The 20,392-nt window shown below is 37.6% G+C and carries 15 protein-coding genes and 1 tRNA gene; 4 read left to right on the top strand and 12 right to left on the bottom strand.

The window, feature by feature from the left end; genetic code table 11:
* Positions 1-6 precede the first annotated feature (6 nt).
* The 5 genes from SBH76_RS04695 to ssnA all read right to left on the bottom strand — a co-directional run bounded on the left by SBH76_RS04695 (position 7) and on the right by ssnA (position 8,028).
* Positions 7-1,035 (bottom strand): XdhC family protein, encoded by a 1,029-nt coding sequence (locus SBH76_RS04695; RefSeq protein WP_317976970.1) that lies wholly within the window; start codon positions 1,033-1,035, stop codon positions 7-9.
* Between the two features lie 18 nt (positions 1,036-1,053).
* Positions 1,054-2,085, bottom strand: a complete 1,032-nt coding sequence (locus tag SBH76_RS04690) for a molybdopterin-binding protein (RefSeq protein ID WP_317976969.1) — start codon at positions 2,083-2,085, stop codon at positions 1,054-1,056.
* Positions 2,086-2,229: 144 nt separating this feature from the next.
* Positions 2,230-3,621: a dihydropyrimidinase gene (hydA, locus tag SBH76_RS04685; protein ID WP_317976968.1), complete on the bottom strand. Its 1,392-nt coding sequence runs from the start codon at positions 3,619-3,621 to the stop codon at positions 2,230-2,232.
* Positions 3,622-3,700: 79 nt separating this feature from the next.
* Positions 3,701-6,685, bottom strand: a complete 2,985-nt coding sequence (ygfK, locus tag SBH76_RS04680; RefSeq protein WP_317976967.1) for a putative selenate reductase subunit YgfK — start codon at positions 6,683-6,685, stop codon at positions 3,701-3,703.
* The gene (ssnA, locus tag SBH76_RS04675) at positions 6,685-8,028 is read right to left on the bottom strand and encodes a putative aminohydrolase SsnA (protein ID WP_314097461.1); all 1,344 of its coding nucleotides are present in this window, start codon (positions 8,026-8,028) and stop codon (positions 6,685-6,687) included. The genes ygfK and ssnA overlap by 1 nt, the downstream gene beginning before the upstream one ends.
* Positions 8,029-8,263: 235 nt before the next feature.
* Here ssnA and SBH76_RS04670 point away from each other — a divergent pair.
* From SBH76_RS04670 to pckA, 3 genes are all read left to right on the top strand, one after another.
* Positions 8,264-8,334 (top strand) — tRNA-Gly (locus SBH76_RS04670).
* Positions 8,335-8,430: 96 nt separating this feature from the next.
* Positions 8,431-9,105 carry an adaptor protein MecA gene (locus SBH76_RS04665; protein ID WP_315034550.1) on the top strand — a complete coding sequence of 225 codons (675 nt, stop codon included), beginning with the start codon at positions 8,431-8,433 and terminating at the stop codon, positions 9,103-9,105.
* A 227-nt stretch (positions 9,106-9,332) separates the two neighbouring features.
* Positions 9,333-10,940, top strand: coding sequence for a phosphoenolpyruvate carboxykinase (ATP) (gene pckA, locus SBH76_RS04660; protein WP_007596025.1), 1,608 nt, complete (start codon positions 9,333-9,335; stop codon positions 10,938-10,940).
* A 58-nt stretch (positions 10,941-10,998) separates the two neighbouring features.
* On the opposite strand, the gene SBH76_RS04655 is transcribed toward pckA, so the two are convergent.
* Genes SBH76_RS04655 through SBH76_RS04635 form a run of 5 tightly spaced genes read right to left on the bottom strand, consistent with a single transcriptional unit; the run spans position 10,999 to position 16,212 of the window.
* Positions 10,999-11,808 carry a sugar phosphate isomerase/epimerase family protein gene (locus SBH76_RS04655; protein ID WP_317976965.1) on the bottom strand — a complete coding sequence of 270 codons (810 nt, stop codon included), beginning with the start codon at positions 11,806-11,808 and terminating at the stop codon, positions 10,999-11,001.
* 23 nt (positions 11,809-11,831) lie between these two features.
* On the bottom strand, positions 11,832-13,601 hold the full coding sequence (locus SBH76_RS04650) for a metal ABC transporter permease (protein ID WP_317976964.1): 1,770 nt from the start codon (positions 13,599-13,601) through the stop codon (positions 11,832-11,834).
* A complete protein-coding gene (locus SBH76_RS04645) occupies positions 13,598-14,485 on the bottom strand; it encodes a metal ABC transporter permease (protein ID WP_317976963.1) in 888 nt (295 codons plus the stop codon). Before SBH76_RS04645 ends, SBH76_RS04650 begins: the two co-directional genes overlap by 4 nt.
* A 3-nt stretch (positions 14,486-14,488) precedes the next feature.
* Positions 14,489-15,199, bottom strand: coding sequence for a metal ABC transporter ATP-binding protein (locus tag SBH76_RS04640; RefSeq protein ID WP_317976962.1), 711 nt, complete (start codon positions 15,197-15,199; stop codon positions 14,489-14,491).
* A 17-nt stretch (positions 15,200-15,216) separates the two neighbouring features.
* A complete protein-coding gene (locus tag SBH76_RS04635) occupies positions 15,217-16,212 on the bottom strand; it encodes a metal ABC transporter solute-binding protein, Zn/Mn family (RefSeq protein WP_009662854.1) in 996 nt (331 codons plus the stop codon).
* Positions 16,213-16,563: 351 nt separating this feature from the next.
* Between SBH76_RS04635 and SBH76_RS04630 the strand changes: the two genes are divergently transcribed.
* Positions 16,564-17,607 carry a PspC-like choline-binding domain-containing protein gene (locus tag SBH76_RS04630; protein WP_009662894.1) on the top strand — a complete coding sequence of 348 codons (1,044 nt, stop codon included), beginning with the start codon at positions 16,564-16,566 and terminating at the stop codon, positions 17,605-17,607.
* A 179-nt stretch (positions 17,608-17,786) separates the two neighbouring features.
* On the opposite strand, the gene SBH76_RS04625 is transcribed toward SBH76_RS04630, so the two are convergent.
* Together SBH76_RS04625 and SBH76_RS04620 are read right to left on the bottom strand one after the other, a co-directional pair.
* A complete protein-coding gene (locus SBH76_RS04625) occupies positions 17,787-19,541 on the bottom strand; it encodes an IS1182 family transposase (protein WP_317976961.1) in 1,755 nt (584 codons plus the stop codon).
* 199 nt (positions 19,542-19,740) lie between these two features.
* Positions 19,741-20,289, bottom strand: coding sequence for a GNAT family N-acetyltransferase (locus tag SBH76_RS04620; RefSeq protein ID WP_317976960.1), 549 nt, complete (start codon positions 20,287-20,289; stop codon positions 19,741-19,743).
* Between the last annotated feature and the right edge of the window lie 103 nt (positions 20,290-20,392).

Below are 20,392 nucleotides of genomic sequence, written 5' to 3'. Positions count from 1 at the left end.
TTAATCTTAAACAAGTTCAAGAAGTACTTCTATTCTTCCGCCGCAAACCATACCTTCAATGCTCGCTTCATCATCTGTAAGATCAACATTTAATAAATATGGTTGCATATCATCATCTTTCTTAAGTATATCTTCTACCTTGACCATAATGTCATGTTCGGACTTTCCTCCGCCGATAGTTCCGACAAAGCTGCCGTCTTTTAAAAACAATGCCTTTGCCCCGACACCTCTTGGCGCGGAACCTTTTTTTCCTACTATAGTAGCCATGACCATTCTTTCAGCACTGGTCTCTATCTTCTCAAGCATTCCGTCTATATAGCCGACATTTTTATTTTTTGCATTTTTTACAGATATTATCTCGGCAAAAATTGAAATAGCTATTTCTACAGGAGTCTCTGAATTTATATCAAGTCCTATCGGACTATAGATTTCATCAATCTTCTTTTCATCATAACCCTCACTTCTGATGGCATCAAGTACAAAGCCGACTCTTCTCTTTGCACCCATAAGTCCTACATAGGCATATGGTTTCTTAAGGATTTCTCTGATACATTCTTTATCCCACTGATGTCCTCTTGTAACTACTACAAAATATGTATCATAGTCGGATTCAAATTTTGAAAGTGCTGATGAAAAATCCTCACAACAAACTCTGTCTGCACCTGCAGCCCTTGCCTTATCGGCAAACTCTTCTCTATCCTCTACAACTACCATCTCAAAGCCAAGCATCTGACCTATCTTAATCATAGCAATACTTGTATGACCGGCACCGCAGATTACAATCTTGCTTGTATTACATATATGCTCTACATATACTCTGTTACCGGCTATCTCTACCATACCGGATTTATTTATTTCCTTTATCTGTTCAAGATTTTCCTTGAAAAAGCTTGTATCCTTACTTATCCATGCAAGCTCTCCCTCTCTTATTACAGCCTTACTGCCATAATCTTTATCACCCAATGATGTAAATACAAATGTTCTTAATCCGTTTTTCTTTGACTCAGCTATAACTTTGTATAATTCCTTGTCCATATCCTCGCTCCTTTTAATTTATGACACACCAAATGAACAATTCGGGAATATGCATACCGGACAATGCATGCAATATCCGCCTACTCCCAAACAGTCAATATCAGACTTTTCCACCTTTTCCCCTGCCATAATTCTTGGCAATACAATATCAAATATTGTTTTCTTCTCATACATTACGCAGCCCGGAAGTCCCATAAAGGTTACATTTTCATTTTCACCGCCGTAAGCAAGCATAAACATGGCACCCGGAAGTACAGGTGCACCATAAGTAATAACCCTGCTTGCATTCTGTCCTATAGCATAAGGTGTCTTATCATCAGGATCCACACTCATTCCGCCTGTGCAAAGTACAATATCCACTCCTGCAGCCATGACCTTCTTTATGCACTCTATTTCCATTTCCACATCATCACTGCTTATCTCATGTGCTATAACTTCGGCACCGTATTCTTTTATTTTGTTTATAACAACAGGTGTAAAGGTATCCTTTATTCTTCCGTAGTAAACTTCATTACCTGTAGTCACTATTCCGACTTTCATTTGTTTATATGGTAAAAGTTCAAAGAGAGGCTTATCTCCCACAATTTCCTTTGCCTTTTCCATTTTTTCTTTTTCTATAATAAGCGGTATGACTCTCATACCTGCAAGATGCTGACCGGCCTTTACAGGGAAGTTATCATGTATACTCGCAATCATCATCTCACCAAGTGAATTGAGCTTGTTGATTCTTTCCTTATCTATCTTTAAGAGTCCGTCACATTCTGCAATCAACTCGACCTTACCTTCTTTTATATCCGGATCTCTTGTAAGATGTTCATTCTTACACATATCATAAAGCATAAGTGCCGCATCATTTTCATGCAGCATATTTTCATTTACTTCCCAGATATAGATATGATCCTTACCAACTGAAAGCAGTACCTCCACATCTTCTTCTCTTATTATATGTCCCTTTCTGAATACAGGACCTTTTTTCTCACCTTTTATGATCTGCGTTATATCATGACAGAGCATATGCCCTACGGCATCTTTTGTATCAATAAGTCGCATATTTCCCCTTCTATATTCCGTAACGGTTTGAGCCAATCCGCTACACCATTTTTTTCTATATTAAAGCATTATACTATAAAATCAATAAAAGCGCCATGATTTATTTAAATACAGAATAAATCATGGCGTCTAAAAACAGGATTATTATAAAAATTTCTGATACGGCTTTCTTGCTAAGAACTTACCTTCAGGAGTATCTTTGATTTTGGTATTGTCAACTATTTCGCTACCTCTTAAGAATACTGTGTCGATATGTCCGCTAAGTACTTTACCCTCAAGCGGTGCATAGTCACATTTTGAAACCTGAGTAGCGGCAGTAATCTTAGTCTGAGCATTAGGATCTAATATGACGATATCGGCATCAAAGCCTTCTTCTATGAATCCCTTTCTGTCATAAAGTCCGTAGAGTTTTGCAGGGTTCTCACAAAGTACTTCACACATCTTTTCTACACTGATTCTGCCCGCAGCAACACCTTCGGAATACATTACAATACCTCTTGTCTCTACACCCGGCATTCCTCCCGGAATCTTTCTGAAATCTTCCATTCCAAGTTTCTTTTGCTCATATGTGAAAGAACAGTGATCTGTTGCTACAGTTTGAATTTCTCCGTCCGCAATAGCCTTCCAAAGCTCATCAATATCGGACTGTTCTCTAAGTGGTGGCGCTATAACATACTTAGCTCCTTCAAATCCGGGTAACTCATACAGACTGTTGGTCATAGTAAGATACTGTGGACAGGTCTCCGCATATACCTTCTGTCCTCTTTCTCTTGCAGCCCTTATCTCATCAAGTCCTTCCTTACAGGTCAAATGGACATCAATTATATCACTTCCTGCCACCTCTGCAAGATGAAGTATTCTGTTAATAGCCTCCGCCTCAGCTGCAGCCGGTCTGGTCTTATAATGAGATGAAACTTTGTTCTGTAATCCTGCTTCCACAAATTCCTGCTGAAGTGCAAAGATAAGTCCTGCATTCTCACAGTGTACTCCGGTAATCGCTCCAACTTCCTTAAGTCTTTGTAGTACCTCAAAAGCCTCATTGTCATGCAGAAGAATGTCATATGTCAGGTAAATTTTAAAAGTGGTAACGCCTCTGTCCATCATATCCTGACACTGGCGTTTAGCCTCTTCATTCCAATCACTGATTGACATATGTATTCCATAGTCACAGAATACTCCGTCTTTAGCCTTATTAAGCCAATTGTCCATGCCTTCGTTAAGAGTTTCTCCCTTATATTGGGTGCCGAAATCGATAATAGTTGTAGTTCCACCGCTTATCGCCGCTCTTGTTCCTGAATAGAAGTCATCACATGTCACTGTGCCTGCCACATGCAATTCAAAATGTGTATGTGCATCAATAAATCCAGGGAATATAAGCTTACCGGAAGCATCTACTACCTTTGTATCTTCATCAAGCTTAGCTACCTCACCGTTTTTAAATACTTTGCTTATTTTCTCATCTTCAATGAGTATATCGGCAACAAAGCTTTCTTTGGAATTTACTATTTTTCCACCCTTAATAAAAACTCTCTTCATATTATCTCCTTACATAGCAAAATATGCCACTTTTTAGGGTGGCATATCTTAACTATATCATATTTTATCTCAGTCTATATTATAGGAGCAAATACTCATATTCATTATAGATAGTGTCGATAAGTTCAGCATATCTATAATTGAGCTTGTCATTGCTCTCGCCTATTCTATATACAAGATTTTGTCCGTCAATTCTTACCTTAACATCCTTGCTTCCCTTAACGATTACAAAACCGTCATTTTCTGAATCAAGCATGTCTTCTTCACTTGCGAATAATGTAAGCTTATCCTTGTATGGTGCAGAAGCGTATGGACAGAATGTCTCACAGTTACCGCACTCATTGCACATATAATCCACATGAACTATCTGATGGCTACCCTTTACATTAACATATACATTAGCTCTGTTTGGACAAACCTCTGTACAATTCTCACAAATATAGTCACAAGCTAAACATCTGTTGTCAGCCTTCTTCTCCTCTACCTCTTCAAGGATTCCTCTGTATGAGTATACCTTCTCGTCAGTAGTATCGGAAATCTTAAGCTCACCGATTGCATGATTTACGATAGCCTCGCAAACCTTCTTACTGTCGGCAATAGCCTTTACAATAACAGATGCACCCTTAGCACCGTCACCTGCAGCATATACTCCCTTAACATTTGTCTCAAGAGTAACAGGATCGAGTACCGGAAGATTCTTCTTGTCGATCTCAATACCGTTGCTTGTATAGAAGTCACCTCTTACACTCTCACCGATAGATGCGATAAGTGTATCACATGGTAATTCAACAAGTTCATCTGTCTCCTTAACACCTCTTCTACCGCTTGCATCAGGCTCACCAAGTACATTCTTAGCACATACAAGCTTTCCGCCCTTGAATGATTTTGGAGAAACAAGTGTGACGAACTCTACACCGTCCTCAATTGCCTCGTGAAGTTCTTCCTCGTCAGCAGGCATATATCTTGCATTTCTTCTGTATGCAAGGTATACATTCTTAACACCCGGAACTCTCTTAGCCGCTCTTGCAACGTCCATAGCTGTGTTTCCACCACCTACAACGATAACATTCTCGCCAAGATCCATCTTTCCTTCAGTCTTTTTGAAGTCCTCTAAGAAGTGAAGTGCATTGATTGCCTTTCCTTCTTCAAGCTCAAGTGGAAGCTCCTTATGTGCACCGATTGCAAGGATAACCTTATCAAAGCCTTCAGCCTTAAGTGCATTTATATCATCAATTCTCTTGTTTGTAACAAACTTTGCTCCGTAAGCCTTTGCAAGCTCTACGTCTCTCTGGATATCATCAGCAGGAATTCTGAATCCCGGAATGATGTTTGCAACAACACCACCCATAGTATCTCTCTCATCAAATACAGTAACATCCACACCTTCTCTTGCAAGGAAGAATGCTGCTGCGATACCTGCAGGACCACCACCTACTACAGCAACCTTTAAGTTCTTCTTATCAGCGCTCTTTAAAGTAGGTACAACCTTTTCAAATGCGTTCTGTGCCGCAATAAGCTTATTTCTTCTGATCTGCACATCTTCTTCATAGTGATTTCTTGTACAAGCACTCTGACATGTATGTGTACAGATATGACCTGTCATGAATGGAAGCGGGTTCTTCTCTAAGATGACATTAAGAGCATCCTCATACTTTCCTTCATTAACAAGGATTCCGTAAGTTGTAATATCCTGATTGATAGGACATCTGTTTACACAAGGTGCCATGTAGCAATCAAGGTAAGGAACCTTCTTATCAGCCTTTCTGTTTGGAAGCGGCTTAACAGGCTTAACGTGATGCTTATCACTTCTAACATCTGAAACAAGCTTCTCAAGAGCCTCTACATCAATTCCTGACCAAGCCTTAATCTCAGGCTTTTCAAGCTTTTGCGACATCTCAATAAATCTCTGATATCCGCCCGGTTTCAAGATAGTAGTAGCCACTGTTACAGGCCAAATTCCACTACCGACAACCTTATCTATATTGAAGTAATCACAACCACCTGAATATGCAATTCTAAGCTTACCGTTAAAGCTTCTTGAAAGATTTCTCGCAACAAGAAGTGAAAGTGGATAAAGTGACTTTCCTGACATATACATTTCCTGTGATGGAAGTTCATTGTTCTTTACATCAACCGGGAATGTATTTGTAATCTTAACACCGAACTCAAGGTTCTTTGAAGAAGCGAGTGCCATAAGTCTCTCTAACATAGGAACTGCATCCGAGTACTGTAAATCCTCTTTAAAGTGAAGATCTGTAAACGCAATGTAGTCATATCCCATGCTGTCAAGCATCTCTCTTGCAACTTCATATCCAAGAAGAGTAGGGTTACATTTTACAAATGTATTTAATCCCTTTTCTGTAATAAGGTATGATGCAATAGCCTCGATCTCCTGTGGAGGACATCCATGCAATGTAGATACTGTTACGGAATTTACAATATCAGGAGTGATAGCATCAAGATCGGCCTTTGTAAACTTCTTGAACTTGCTTAAATTCTTCTCAAGATATTCCTTACACTCTTTGTATATAGGTGTTTCTGAAGCATCCATCATTCCGTTGATGAAATTATCAACCTTAGGAAGCTTAATACCTGCAAGATCGTAACCTACTGAAATGTTAAACTGGAATGCATCACTGCCGCCAAGATCCCATTCTTTTGAAATAACCTTAAGTGCAAACCAACCCTTGATATACTCATCAAAAGCCTCCTGAACTGTAAGCTCTGTAGACCACTCACAGTTGTAGCACTCATCCTCAGCTGTAATACATGGCTTGGCAACGCAAGCTGCAAGCTCTCTACCGTCCATCTTCTGAACTGTCTTAAGCTCGAAGAATCTTGCACCTGCATAATATCCTGCGATAATATTCTGTGCGAGCTGTGTATGAGGACCTGCTGCAGGACCTATCTGTGTCTCCAATTTTCTTCCGAAAATAGTGTAAAATTTATTCTTATCAGCCTTATAAGCCTTCTTTACTCCGTAACAAGAGCCTTCTTTTTCCATCTCCTCAAGGAGTCTTCCCATGATCCTATCAAAAGGAATGGGTGTCATTATATCGCCCATTATGCATTTCCCCTTCCATTGATCTTATTTGCAAGTCTCATAGCACCTTCTCTTACCTTAGCAAGTACTTCTTTTTCATCAATGTGAAGAAGCTCTCTATCTTTCATCAAGATATTTCCGTTTGCAATTGTAGTTCTGACATCTTTTCCGCATACTCCAAACAACAGATGACTGTTGATATTTGAATCGTTCATAGGTGTATTCGGTGTATAATCAACAACGATAACATCCGCTGCTGCACCGGGCTTTAATACTCCAAGCGGCTTCTTAAAGTATCTGTTTGCAATATTTGCATTGTACTCAAAGAGCATCTTCGGAACTTCGCTCCAAGCTGCACTAGGATCGCATAAATGGTGCTTATGAAGTACATTTGCAACCTTCCATGACTCTAAAACGTCATGTGTATAGCCGTCACTTCCGAGTCCGCATACGATTCCTCTGTGAACGAGTTCCATTGTTGGAGGGCATCCGCATGCATTACCCATGTTTGACTCCGGGTTATGTACTACGCATGTATTTGTATGCTTAATCAAATCCATCTCGTGCGGGTTAATATAAATACAGTGTGCAAGTAATGACTTATCGCCAAGAACTTTCCAATCATATAATCTGTCAACAATTCTTTGGTTGTGTACTTTTAAGCATGAATATAAATCTTCAATACCTTCAGCCACGTGGATATGACATCCGATATCTTCCGGCTTTCTTGACATAGCATATTCCATTGACTTGTCAGAAATTGTGAAACTTGCGTGCATTCCCATCATACCTGCAATCATGTCTGAATCGTCTTTTTTTGCATAATTTGCAAAATCAACGTTTTCCTTAACAGCCGCCTTCATCTTGTCTTCGCCATCACGATCGGATATCTCATAGCAAAGACAGCTTCTAACACCTGTCTCTCTCGCAGCCTTTTCAATAGCAAAAAGACTTCCCTCGATCTCACCGAAGCTTGCATGATGATCAAAAATAGTTGTAACACCATTCTTGATGCAGTCAATATAAGTAGTCATAGCAGAAAGATATGTGAGCTCGTTGTCTAAATTTCTGTCCATGGTCCACCAGAAGCCGTCCAGGATCTCCAAGAATCCGTTTGGGTTGTAACCGTTGATGCTCATGCCTCTTGCCATTGCAGAATAAATATGCTCGTGTGTGTTGATGAATGCCGGCATTATGAGCCCGCCCTTTGCATCCACGAAAGTTGCATCCGCATATTTTTCCTTCAAATCACGGTAGTTTCCAACCTCTAAAACTGTGTTGCCATCCAGTACTACAGACCCATCCTCAATCAATGGCTGTTCCTGATTTCCAGTAACTACCCTTCCATTACCAATTAGTAGCATTGTAAATCTCCTCTCTGAATTATGCAGTTTTAATTACAAAAACCTAATAATGTAGCTTGTATTTTAACATTTTTCTATATGCTTTTCAATACTTATCTAATTATATTTTATTATTTCTAAAATATTTTAAGACAAACAGGAATGTATTAAAAAATATACACAAAATTCATATTTATTCTATTTTTTCCACTTGACATTCATCTCTCGTTTTGATATCATGACAAAGTAATTTTTTGCAGGTGTGGTTCAATGGTAGAACATCAGCCTTCCAAGCTGAATACGTGGGTTCGATTCCCATCACCTGCTTTTTTTGTGCTCTTCTTTAGGCACTTACTCTCTTTACATAATTGTAAAACATAAGTACAATATATTTGTACAATTCCTATAGAAAGGGGTGATACCTTGAGAATTGAAAGGATTAGTACCAACCAGATAAGATGTACACTGTCAAATGTGGATTTGGAAAACAGAAATTTAAATGTAGTTGAATTGGCCTACGGCAGTGACAATGCCAAGGCATTGTTTCAGGAAATGCTAAGCAAAGCCTCTTATGAGGTAGGATTTGATGCGGATGACTCTCCTCTTATGATAGAGGCGGTTCCTCTCTCAAATGAAAGCATTATTATATATGTAACAAAAGTTGACGATCCGGATGAACTGGATACGCGTTTTGCAAAGTTCTCTCCGACTATGGCTGATGATGTGTTTGCCTCTTTTGATATGAAGTTTAATAATCTTTTAGAGGGTGCGCTCGATCTTGATGAAACTGATAAGTCTGAAGAACAGGAAAGCTATTTAAGAGCATACTCTTTTGAAACTTTAGATGAACTTATAGAGGCCGCAAAGGCGGTAAAGATCTATTCAGGTGAAAACACTTTATATAAGGATGAGGTAAATAAACGCTTTATTCTGGTTCTAAAAAAGAATGAGAATAAAAAGGATTTCGCCTCGGCAGCAAATATTCTTTCAGAATACGGTGTGAAGCTTTCCGCTACCGCATTCAGTGAAGACTATTATAAAGAACATTTCAAAGTAATGGTCAAGGAAAATGCCATTTCACAAATATCAAAAATATAATATTTTGATTATTTTAAAGCACTGATTCGTTCGGTGCTTTTTTATTTCGTATTTTTTTTAACAAAGTTCAAAATATTATTGATTTTTTCCAAATTGTTATGTATATTCTAATAAGGTTATTGTACTTCAAAGAGTACATGACTTTATATTTTGTATCAAGGGGAAAATACCTTTTCACCCGGGTTTCATGATAACAAAATAAATGAATTATAGAAAAGAGGATTATTATGGCAAATATTGATTTAACTCAGTATGGCATCACAGGCACTACAGAGATAGTACACAATCCATCTTATGATGAATTATTTGCAGCCGAGACAGATTCTGCATTATCAGGCTATGAAAAGGGACAGGTTAGTGAGCTTGGTGCCGTTAACGTATTAACAGGTATCTACACAGGTCGTTCCCCTAAAGATAAATTTATAGTTATGGATGAGAATTCAAAAGATACAGTTTGGTGGACATCTGCAGATTATGCAAATGACAACCATCCGCTTTCAGAGGATTCTTGGAAAGTTTTAAAGGACCTTGCAAAGAACGAGCTTTCAAACAAGAAGCTTTATGTAGTAGACGCTTTCTGTGGTGCAAACAAGGACACAAGAATGTCTGTTCGTTTCATCGTTGAGGTTGCTTGGCAGGCACATTTCGTTACAAATATGTTTATTCAGCCGACTGCCGAGGAGCTTGAGAACTTCAAGCCTGACTTCGTAGTTTACAATGCTTCAAAAGCAAAGGTAGCCAACTACAAGGAGCTTGGTCTTAATTCAGAAACAGCTGTTGCTTTCAATATCACAAGCCGTGAGCAGGTTATTCTTAACACATGGTACGGCGGTGAGATGAAGAAGGGTATGTTCTCAATGATGAACTACTATCTTCCACTTAAGGGAATTGCTTCAATGCACTGTTCAGCAAATACAGATATGAACGGTGAGAATACAGCTATCTTCTTCGGTCTTTCAGGAACAGGTAAGACAACTCTTTCAACAGATCCTAAGAGACTTCTTATCGGTGATGATGAGCACGGTTGGGATGACAACGGTGTATTCAACTATGAAGGCGGATGCTATGCCAAGGTTATCAACCTTGACAAGGAGTCTGAGCCTGATATCTACAATGCTATCAGAAGAGATGCTCTTTTAGAGAACGTTACTCTTGATGAGAACGGTAAGATTGACTTTAATGACGGAAGCAAGACAGAGAACACAAGAGTTTCATATCCTATCGACCATATCGAGAATATAGTTAAGCCTATATCACACGGTCCTGCTGCAGAGAATGTAATCTTCCTTTCAGCAGATGCGTTCGGAGTACTTCCTCCTGTATCAATCCTTACACCTGAGCAGACACAGTACTACTTCCTCAGCGGATTTACAGCTAAGCTTGCAGGTACAGAGCGCGGTATCACAGAGCCTACACCTACATTCTCAGCTTGCTTCGGACAGGCATTCCTTGAGCTTCATCCTACAAAGTACGCTGAAGAGCTTGTAAAGAGAATGGAAAAGAACGGTTCAAAGGCTTATCTTGTAAATACAGGATGGAACGGAACAGGAAAGAGAATCTCTATCAAGGATACTCGCGGTATCATCGACGGAATCCTTAGCGGTGCAATCAAGAATGCTCCTACAAAGAAGATTCCTTACTTTGATTTTGAGGTTCCTACAGAGCTTGAGGGCGTTGATACAAAGATCCTTGACCCAAGAGATACATATGCAAATGTTGCCGATTGGGAAATCAAGGCAAAGGATCTTGCTTCAAGATTCGCAAAGAACTTCAAGAAGTATGAGACAAACGAGGCCGGCAAAGCTTTAGTAGCTGCAGGACCTAAGGTAGACTAATACTTTAAAAGATTTATAAATTCCAAGAGGCTGTAGCAAATGCTACAGCCTCTTTTTCTTATCTGAAAAGATTTTTCATAAATGCAAGATCTTCCTTTGCATATTCAGCTCTTTCTTCTTCTCTTATTACACTGATATCCGGTTTTTCTTTTTTAAGCCAGTCTTTAATGATATCATATCTCATAATACCTTCACCGAGCTTACATGCCACATGTCTGCCTTTATCAGGAAAAATACCGTCTTTTAAATGAATAATTTTTGTTTCCTTTCCGAATGCATCTATACATTCTTTCCAAAGAGCTTCCTGTGAATCCACTCTCTCCTTTGTAAGTACATTTAGCGGATCAAATATTATCTTTAATCTCTCACTGCTTAATGTATTCAGCATCTTAGCCGTACATTCCGCATTATACAGCGTATGTGATGCCACAGGCTCCATTGCCACATAGACACCATATTTATCGGCTTCATTTAAAACATCATCAAGTCTTTTTAGAAGCTTCGGAAAAAGCCTTACCTTGTTTTCCATATCCACTTCTCCGTAAGAACTTTCACTTCCTACATATAATGCTCCAAGAGGTTTGCTTATTTTAAGTGCCGCAACAAACTCATCTCTATGCTTTTCCCATACATCTTCATCATCCGTGGTAAAGTCGATATAGCTGCCCAAAACACTTATTTCCATTCCGCAAAAAGCATCTTTTATATATTCAATATTCTCCTGCGTTACATCAATATTTCCGTTCATTCCCGGCAAAGATTTTTTTACAGCCAAATGAACAGCTTCAAACCCGTTTTCTCTAATCTTCTCTGCAAGAATTTTTGCATCATATTTCCCGAAGTCGTGAGCTCTTACACCAAATTTCAAATTTCCATCCTCCAAATAAAAAATTAAATAATTTCAACCATCATCCTTACAGCCGCTTTGCCTGCAATATGCTTATTCTCAGTTGCAGAGCTTACAAGTATAGAATCGTCAAAATCATCGATATCCTTTACCACAAATTCATCTCCTAAAGCAATCTTTTTTTCTTCCAGATATTCAATCAAATCCCTGTCATCTTCAACTTTATGAAGGCGGCAGGAAATCCCCTTTGATACCTCCGAAAGCTTTTTTAATTTATCGGTCTCCGGATGATTTTCGTATATTTCATTTCCGTGTGGGCAGTGCATAGGTTTATTTAGAAATTCATTCAGTCTGTCCTTTAGTCCGTTTGAAGTGACATACTCCAAAGCTTTTGCATCCTCATGGACATCCTGCCATGAATAACCCAGATATTCCACCAGAAACAATTCCCACAATCTATGCTTTGTCAGCAATGCTCTGGCCCTCATTTTACCTGTTTCCGTCAAAAGAATCGACTTATTCTCAGTATATACTTCTCCCTCTTCTACCAGTTTTTTTAACATCTCACTTACAGATGCAGCCTTTACTCCCAAAATCTCCGAGATCTTTTTATTTGTTGCAATTTCCTTTTTTTCAATAAGTTCATAAATTGCTGAAATATAATCATCTCTACCGGTGTCTATCTTAGCCATATCATTTTCCCTTACTCTGAGTCCGTAATGTTTTCTTATATCATCACTTAATTTTTTACCCGTTTCAGTCAGGGAATATACACCTCTTTCTTTTGCACGATAAACATATCCTTTTTTTATCAACTTGTCCAAAACATATTTGAGCTTTCTGTCGGACCAGGCAATATGCTCTCTAATTGTACTGTATCCCAATTCACCGAGAGCATTTTTCTTTCCTGTATGATTATCTATGTGTAAAATCAAAAGTTCTCTACTGAAACGATTTTTGTTTTTAATATATCTTATCATCTTAGTAATGATTCCACCCGGATATACTGCAATGGTTATCATAAATGTTAAACCCGAAACCAAAGCACACATTCCCGACATGGATACATTAAATTTTACAGCAAGAAAATAACCAATGCAAGAATTAACTACTGCATATACAGCCGCCAAAAATATTGTTATTTTAAGGTCCTTTGAAATCAGATATGCACTTGCAGCCGGTGAAATAAAAAAGGATATTGTAAGTATCGCACCTACCGACTCAAACGCAGAAACTGCAGTAAATGAAACCAAAGCCATAAAAACATAATAAAGACCTGCCCCTGCAATACCGGCCACTCCGGCATATACAGGATCAAATGAACTTATTTTCAGTTTTCTAAAAAAGACCGCTATAAATACTGTATTTATCAAAAGCACAAAAACCATCTGTACCAAAGCCTTTGGAAGGCTTAATCCAAGGAAATTTATTCTATGAAGCGGAGCCAGTATAATTTCTCCAATCAAAACCATCTCAGTATCCAGATGTACATTTCTTGCATATCTTGTAATAAGTATAACGGCTATCGAAAAAAACAGCGGAAAAATTATACCTACAGAAGCATCTTCCGTCACTCTTTTACTTTTTATCAGTAACTCTATACAAACAGTCGTTAAAACACCGAAAAGACTTGCTCCTATTATTAATAAAACACTCCCTATATCTTTAGTAACAAAATATCCTATAACTATTCCAAGAAGTACGGAATGTGAGATTGCATCAGAAACCATTGAAAGTCTTCTTAACACTAAAAACACTCCCAAAACAGCACAGGCAAGCGAGGTTATTATAAGAATATACAAAGATTCAATCATTTACCTACCCTCATCTTCCTAATATTTAAAAGCATTCTCACAATACCTCTCGGTGCAAACAATACAGAAAAGAGAGCAATTACAGACATAATAAGTATAATGCTTGGTCCTGTGGAAAATCCCTTCACCGCACTGCTTATAAAAGTACCCAGAAAAGCAGATACGGCTCCTGTTAGTGCCGCAATCATCAATACTTTCTCATAACTTTTACTCCATTGTAAACCTGTAACCGCAGGAGTTATAAGCATACTGCTTATAAGAATGGCACCCACCGCCTTTAGACCTGCCGCAATCAAAATCATGGTTATTATCATTATAAGAAGAGAGGTAAGCCTTGAATTTATCCCTATTGTATACGCATAAACCATATCAAAAACATATACCTTTATCTCTTTGTAAAAGACTATAAATAGGGCAAGAGATATGACAGATACAGCGAGTATTATATAAACATCCTCCCTTAGTATATATGCCGCCTGTCCGAATATATAGCTCGCAAGTCCCGACTGTGAAGCTCCCTGATATTTCGGATTACCCTGTATATAACTTTTTAATACCATACCCATACCAAACATAGCAGATAAAATGACAGCCATTGCGGTGTCCGCTTCTATCTTTGAGCCTTCCGCAATAATCTGTATCAGTATAAAAGCGACTATGCCTGCCACTATTGCACCAAGCATTAAAATAAGAGAACTTTTTCTTCCGGATATCATAAATGCCAGAATTATTCCCGGAAGTGATGCATGACCTACAGCATCACCTATCAGACTTTGCCCCTTTAAAATACTTATCGTTCCGACTATACCTGTTGCCATGGCAAGCAGCATTGTTCCTATCGCAACCACAATAAACGAATACTGTGTAATAATACTTATATTCATAGCCTACTCCCCATATGTCGCATCTATATTCTCTTTTACAAAGGTTTCCTCGGTCCTTCCGCTTGCTATAAGCTGCTTATTAACCATAATTACATGATCGAAATATTCGCATAGGGTGTTTAAATCATGGTGTACCGCTATAATGGTCTTTCCCTCTTTTTTAAACTCCCTCATTGTTTCTATAATTATATTCTCTGTTTTCTTATCAACTCCTGCAAGCGGTTCATCCATAAAGTAAATAAGGGCATTCTGAGCAATTGCCCTTGCTATGAATACCCTTTGTTTTTGTCCACCTGAAAGTTCTGAAATCTGTCTGGATGCAAAATCTTCCATTTTCATTTTTTTCAATGCTTCCAAAGCTTTTTCCTTTTCAGAAGCATTTACTCTTTTAAATAAGCCAAGTCCCACATATCTTCCCATTGTCACCACATCAATTACCGTAGTGGGAAAATTCCAGTTCACCGTGGTGGTCTGAGGTATATAAGCAATCTGCTTATATACCTCCTTGTAAGACTTACCCATAATACTTACTTTACCTGAAATAGGCTTCATAAGCCCCAGTATTCCCTTCATTAATGTGGATTTACCGGCACCGTTTGGCCCTATTATTGCAGTAATACTTCCCTCATAAATATCAAGATCCATATCCCATATTACAGGAATATCTGTATATGCCATTGTAAAGTCTTCCAAATGTATCAATACTTTTTCCATATCTAACCTCAAAGGTACTATTTTAAATTATCGGTAATCAGTTTTACATTATGCTTATACATATCAATATATGTATCTCCGTCTTCACCCTTTGGTGCCAAAGAATCTGAGAACAACTCATTTCCTTCACCGCTTACTATTTTTACATCCGCTCCCTTTGCAGCTGCACCTTCTCTTAACTTTTCCATACGGGCAGGATCAGTTGTAGATTCTGCAAATATAGCTTTTATTTTATGTTCCACTATAAAATCTATAGTTTCTTGTATATCCTGATTTGCCACCTCCGATTCGGTGCTTACACCTTGAGGTGCTTTTACTTCTATATCATATGCTCTTGAGAAATAATTAAATGCATCATGAGGTGTAATCAAATATCTGCTCTCCTTAGGTATTGAAGAAATATTCTCCTTTACATACTCATCAAGCTTTGTAAGTTCCTCCAAATACTTTGTCTTATTCTCTTCATACTTATCCTTATATTCAGGATTCAAATTTTCAAGTGATTCACCTGCAGCTTCTACAGCCATCTTATAAAGTCCTATATCAAACCAGAAATGCGGATCTGTAATAACTTGTCCGTCTTCATCCATTGTTCCTATACGATCTTTCGGAAAATTTCTACTCACAGCCTCGCCTTTAGCTTCAAGTGCCTCCACCATTTTACCTTCAAAATGAAGTCCATGATAAAGTGTAAGATCTGAAGAACTAAGTTTTGTATAGTCCTCAGGCTTTGCAACATATAAATGCGGATCCTCTCCGGCAGGTATTATAAGCTCTACATTAACAGTATCACCTGCAAGTTGTTCTACCATATCCTGTAAAAATGAAGTTGTAACAACCACATTCTTCTTATTCATGGTATCACTGCTTGCTTTTGATGTTTCCTCCATTGACTTTGACTCTGTATTTTGTGCAGTAGCATTAGTATCTGAAGTTTTCCCTCCTGCACATGCACAAAGTGATAAAGCCATTCCTGCGGCTGCAATAAGTATACTCAAATTTCTTTTAAACATATTATCCCCTCCTAATGAATTAGGTTATTTTATTTTTATAATTAGGTTTACCTAACTATATTTTTATTTATACCTTATTTCATTCAAGAAATCAAGTACAATGCAGAGTATTTTATAAATTAAATTCTTCACGTGAATACAGATAATTACAATAAAATACCTTTTCGTAAATAATATTCCGTTATTCTTTAAAATTTATTCTGTTATTTTCGCCGAAATTCAAAATTAGTTACAATATAGTAAGATAAACTTAAGTCTAAAGGACTATATTTTCTACTAAAAATACTTTAGAATATAGTCATAACATTAAAAGATTTATTTCGCAGGATAACCTGCAGAATGGAGGAAAATATGATAAGAAACCATATTAAAAAAGTGGCTTCAGTTGTTTTAACGGCTTCCATGATTCTTGGAATGACCGGTGTGGCTTTTGCCAGAAACACAAAGACAGTTGTACAGAATGTAAGGATCAATATAAATTACGATCTTGCACCGGGTATGAATGCCGGAAACATTGATGTAGACAGTGACAGTGCAGGAGTTGACGATGTAAAAGTCTCTTCTATTACAAACACCGACTTCGGTAAGAAACCTAAGGTTACTATCAAGGTAAAGCCTGATGAGGACTATACATTTAAGGGAACTCCTTCAGGTAATATTACACTTAATGATGCTACAGGTAAGGGCGCTACAATCTCTAAAGTTTCTACAACAAGCGGAAATATGTCAATCACAGTAACTCTTCCAAAGACAAGCGCAGGTGATAGCGGTGCATTGGAAGTAAACGATATTTCATGGGGTGATGATGACAGTCCTGTAGTTACATGGGAAAGTGCAAATTACGCAAAGCAGTATGAAGTAAAGCTTTATCGTAACAATTCAATCAAGGACAATATCACAACATCAGGAACAAGCTATGACTTCCGCAGCAAGATCCGTGAGTACGGTAAGGGAAGCTATACTGTAAAGATTCGTGCAGCTGCAAGCAACGGTACTAAGGGTAACTGGACAGAGTCAGATGAGTTTGATGTAGATGAAGATATTTTAGCAAGCCTTGGCGGACAGTCAAGTTCAAATAACGGAAGTTCTACAGGACCTAACGGTTCAAGTGCAGGTAATACAGGCGCTTGGTTAAAGGACAATGTAGGCTGGTGGTATATCAATGCCGACAGAACATATACAACAAACAACTGGCAGCAGATAGGCGGCAACTGGTACTATTTTGATAACAGAGGTTATATGGTGACCGGTTGGCTTAAGAGCCCATATTCAGGTAAGTGGTATTGGCTCAGCACAGAGGGTGGAAGCAATCTCGGTAAGATGCTTACAAATCAGTGGGTTGATAACAATCGCTACTATGTAGACGGAAGCGGTGTTTGGACACAGAGCAGATAAAATTTTGGGGCTGTCGGGAAATACTGAATTTTAATCCCTACAGAACAAAATAGAAATATCCTGACAAATACAAGGCATTTTGGCTTTGTGACTTTGTCAGGATATTTTACTTTTCTATAATACTGTCTGTTTTTGGGCATAAAACCCCCTTGGCTGAAATTTTGCTTTTGCATTTTTTACTATGCTGTTTTCTCCTGTAGTTTTCCTTCAAATTTCTTTAGTTTGGCATAGAGAAAACGATGATATTTATTTATATTTCTTCCTATTGCAAAAAGCATAAATTCTTTATAAACCTTATCTGAAGTACGATAGTTAAAGCGTCGGAAATCTTCATTCTCTTTAATATCTCCAAAATGACCTTCTGTTTGAATAGAGCGTATCTGTCGTTTCAGAATACCTTTTTCACTCTGTATGTTAGCATGTGACTTCTCTCGAAGCTCTTCCCATACTTCATTGATCTTCATTACTTTATTCTTATCAATATCTTTATCAGGATTATACTTGTATAAACATTTAGACTTATGTTCACATCCACTACAGTCTGAACATCCATATACTTCATATGTTTGTGTATAACCATTCTGTTCTTTCTTTTCTGTGTTGATATGTCTCAGTTCACGGCCGTCATGACAGATATAGACTTGCTCATCCTCAAATACTGTTGTCTTCATGTTGTAGTATTTACCTATATCTTTACTGTATGCTCTTGTTTTTCGTTTTTCGTGATCCTGTAGTTTTATATAACTGTCTATTTGATTTTCTTTCAGATATAAGAGGTTTTTCTCACTACAATAGCCGCTATCTGCCGTAACTTCTTCAAGCACTTCTCCAAATGCTTTCTTATGCTTTTCAAGGACAGGAATCAGTGTGTTATAGTCTGTACGATCATTACTTACATAACCATGCACAATAAAATAATTCTCTACTGCTATCTGTACATTGTATGCCGGCTTTAGCTGCCCGTTCAGCATATGATCTTCCTTCATTCGCATAAAGGTTGCTTCCAAATCAGTTTTTGAGTAGCTGTTTCTATCTTTTCCCATAATCTCAAAGCATTCTTTATAGTGCATTAATCGCTGTCCACAATGTTCAAGCTCTTCATAGAGTTGTTGGAGTTTTGGCTTTCTCTTGCCATTTCCGTTAACAAATACAATACCTTCTCCGTCAGCAATAACCATAAGATTTTTCTGAAGCTTAAGTATTTCAATAGGCGAACAGTTATCAATCTCTATAATACGGTTATTAGATAGCTTTTTATGTTTTGTAATCTTTCTTTTTCTGTTCTTTTCAATAATATCTCTGACTTTATCAATTCCGTCAATCACAAACATCTGTGCATTTCCAAGCTCGTACTTCTCACCAAATCCATTATCTTGTAAAAAAGAGTTATAGTCTGAATAAAGCTTATCTATAGAATCCAGAAGACCTGCAAGATGATAATTAATGCTTCCACGCCATACAAAAGTATAACGATTGGCATTAGCTTCTATTTTTGTTCCATCGATAAATAATTCTTTTAATGTTACAAAACCTTCTTTTTTTAATCGTCTCATAAACTGATAGTTTAAGTCATCTAGAATATCTGAAGTAAGTTTCTTACCTTTAAAATCATAAAATGCATCTCTTTTAGGCTTCCTCCCTTGAGTAAGCCAGATAAAAGCAATATCTCTTTCACATAAATCTACAATACGATCAATAGAACGAATTCCTCGCATATTTGCATAAGTAATAACTGCATACATCATGATTGGATTGTACCCTGTTCTTCCCTTATCCGAACAATTGGCTAACAGTCCGGAAAAATCTAAATCCTCCATAACTTTTTTTAGGGTATAGACCGGATCGTCATCGGGTAAACTCAATTCATAGAAACTAAAGTTGATTTTCTGTTGACCTATTTCAAAAAAGTCGTTATAATAATTAACTGTGAGCATAGTTACATTATAACATGTAACGGAGAAAGATGGTTATCGTTAGCCATCTTTTTTTATGTAAAAACTTAAGGAGGAGTGACTCATTTTAAGTCACTCCTCCCTCTTTTATGACTGCCATTTCCCGACAGCCCCTTTTTATAGTTATTTAATCAGGTGAACATTAGTTATCTAATATATCTTTTCAAATACACCCCAATATTTAATCCAACACCAATAACATGGATATAAGTTCCTGCCATCCGGTATAACGAGAACAAAATCCTCTCGGATTACAACCAATTTCCTTGAATCCAAATTTTTTATAAAGTGCAATCGCATTTTTATTTTCAGCAACCACTTCAAGTTCCAATTGTCTATAGCCGGCAGTTTTTGCGCATTCAATACATGCCTTTGTTAATGCAGTGCCTATGCCTTTTCCATGATATGCTTTTTCAATACTTATCCCGAACTCTGCACGATGCTTTACCTTGTCTTTTGAGCCAACCGAAGAAATTCCTGCTAAACCTACAATTCTATCATCAACAAGCGCACAAATTTGTATCTCACAAGGGCTGTTTTCTTTATCTTCAAGGAATTTCTCTTTTTCCTCAACACTAAAATTTATTTCATCCGGATAAGAAAGGAGGAAGTCTGTTTCCTCACGGATAATCTTTGTATTCTCAAGCACTCCCTTGGCATCGGTAATTGTTGCATTCCTTATAATACAAAGCGTATTGTTTGCAAGTCTTATTTTTTTATAATATTTCAACTCATCATCTCCTCTAAACAACTATACTGTTATATGTATACCTATTAACGACATTATTAATTGTTGTAATAATCGCATTATATAACAACTTTAATGTTTTATA

The organism is Lachnoanaerobaculum sanguinis (assembly GCF_033242365.1).
GTDB classification, from domain to species: Bacteria; Bacillota; Clostridia; order Lachnospirales; family Lachnospiraceae; genus Lachnoanaerobaculum; species Lachnoanaerobaculum sanguinis.
This window is presented reverse-complemented; position numbering and strand designations above follow the sequence as displayed.

Coding starts and splice junctions, on each gene's coding strand:
- SBH76_RS04635 (WP_009662854.1), bottom strand. CDS start 16,212: ATGTTTAAAAGAAATTTGAGTATACTTATTGCAGCCGCAGGAATGGCT.
- SBH76_RS04630 (WP_009662894.1), top strand. CDS start 16,564: ATGATAAGAAACCATATTAAAAAAGTGGCTTCAGTTGTTTTAACGGCT.
- ssnA (WP_314097461.1), bottom strand. CDS start 8,028: ATGCTACTAATTGGTAATGGAAGGGTAGTTACTGGAAATCAGGAACAG.
- SBH76_RS04645 (WP_317976963.1), bottom strand. CDS start 14,485: ATGAATATAAGTATTATTACACAGTATTCGTTTATTGTGGTTGCGATA.
- hydA (WP_317976968.1), bottom strand. CDS start 3,621: ATGAAGAGAGTTTTTATTAAGGGTGGAAAAATAGTAAATTCCAAAGAA.
- SBH76_RS04640 (WP_317976962.1), bottom strand. CDS start 15,199: ATGGAAAAAGTATTGATACATTTGGAAGACTTTACAATGGCATATACA.
- ygfK (WP_317976967.1), bottom strand. CDS start 6,685: ATGGGCGATATAATGACACCCATTCCTTTTGATAGGATCATGGGAAGA.
- SBH76_RS04625 (WP_317976961.1), bottom strand. CDS start 19,541: ATGCTCACAGTTAATTATTATAACGACTTTTTTGAAATAGGTCAACAG.
- SBH76_RS04695 (WP_317976970.1), bottom strand. CDS start 1,035: ATGGACAAGGAATTATACAAAGTTATAGCTGAGTCAAAGAAAAACGGA.
- SBH76_RS04690 (WP_317976969.1), bottom strand. CDS start 2,085: ATGCGACTTATTGATACAAAAGATGCCGTAGGGCATATGCTCTGTCAT.
- SBH76_RS04650 (WP_317976964.1), bottom strand. CDS start 13,601: ATGATTGAATCTTTGTATATTCTTATAATAACCTCGCTTGCCTGTGCT.
- pckA (WP_007596025.1), top strand. CDS start 9,333: ATGGCAAATATTGATTTAACTCAGTATGGCATCACAGGCACTACAGAG.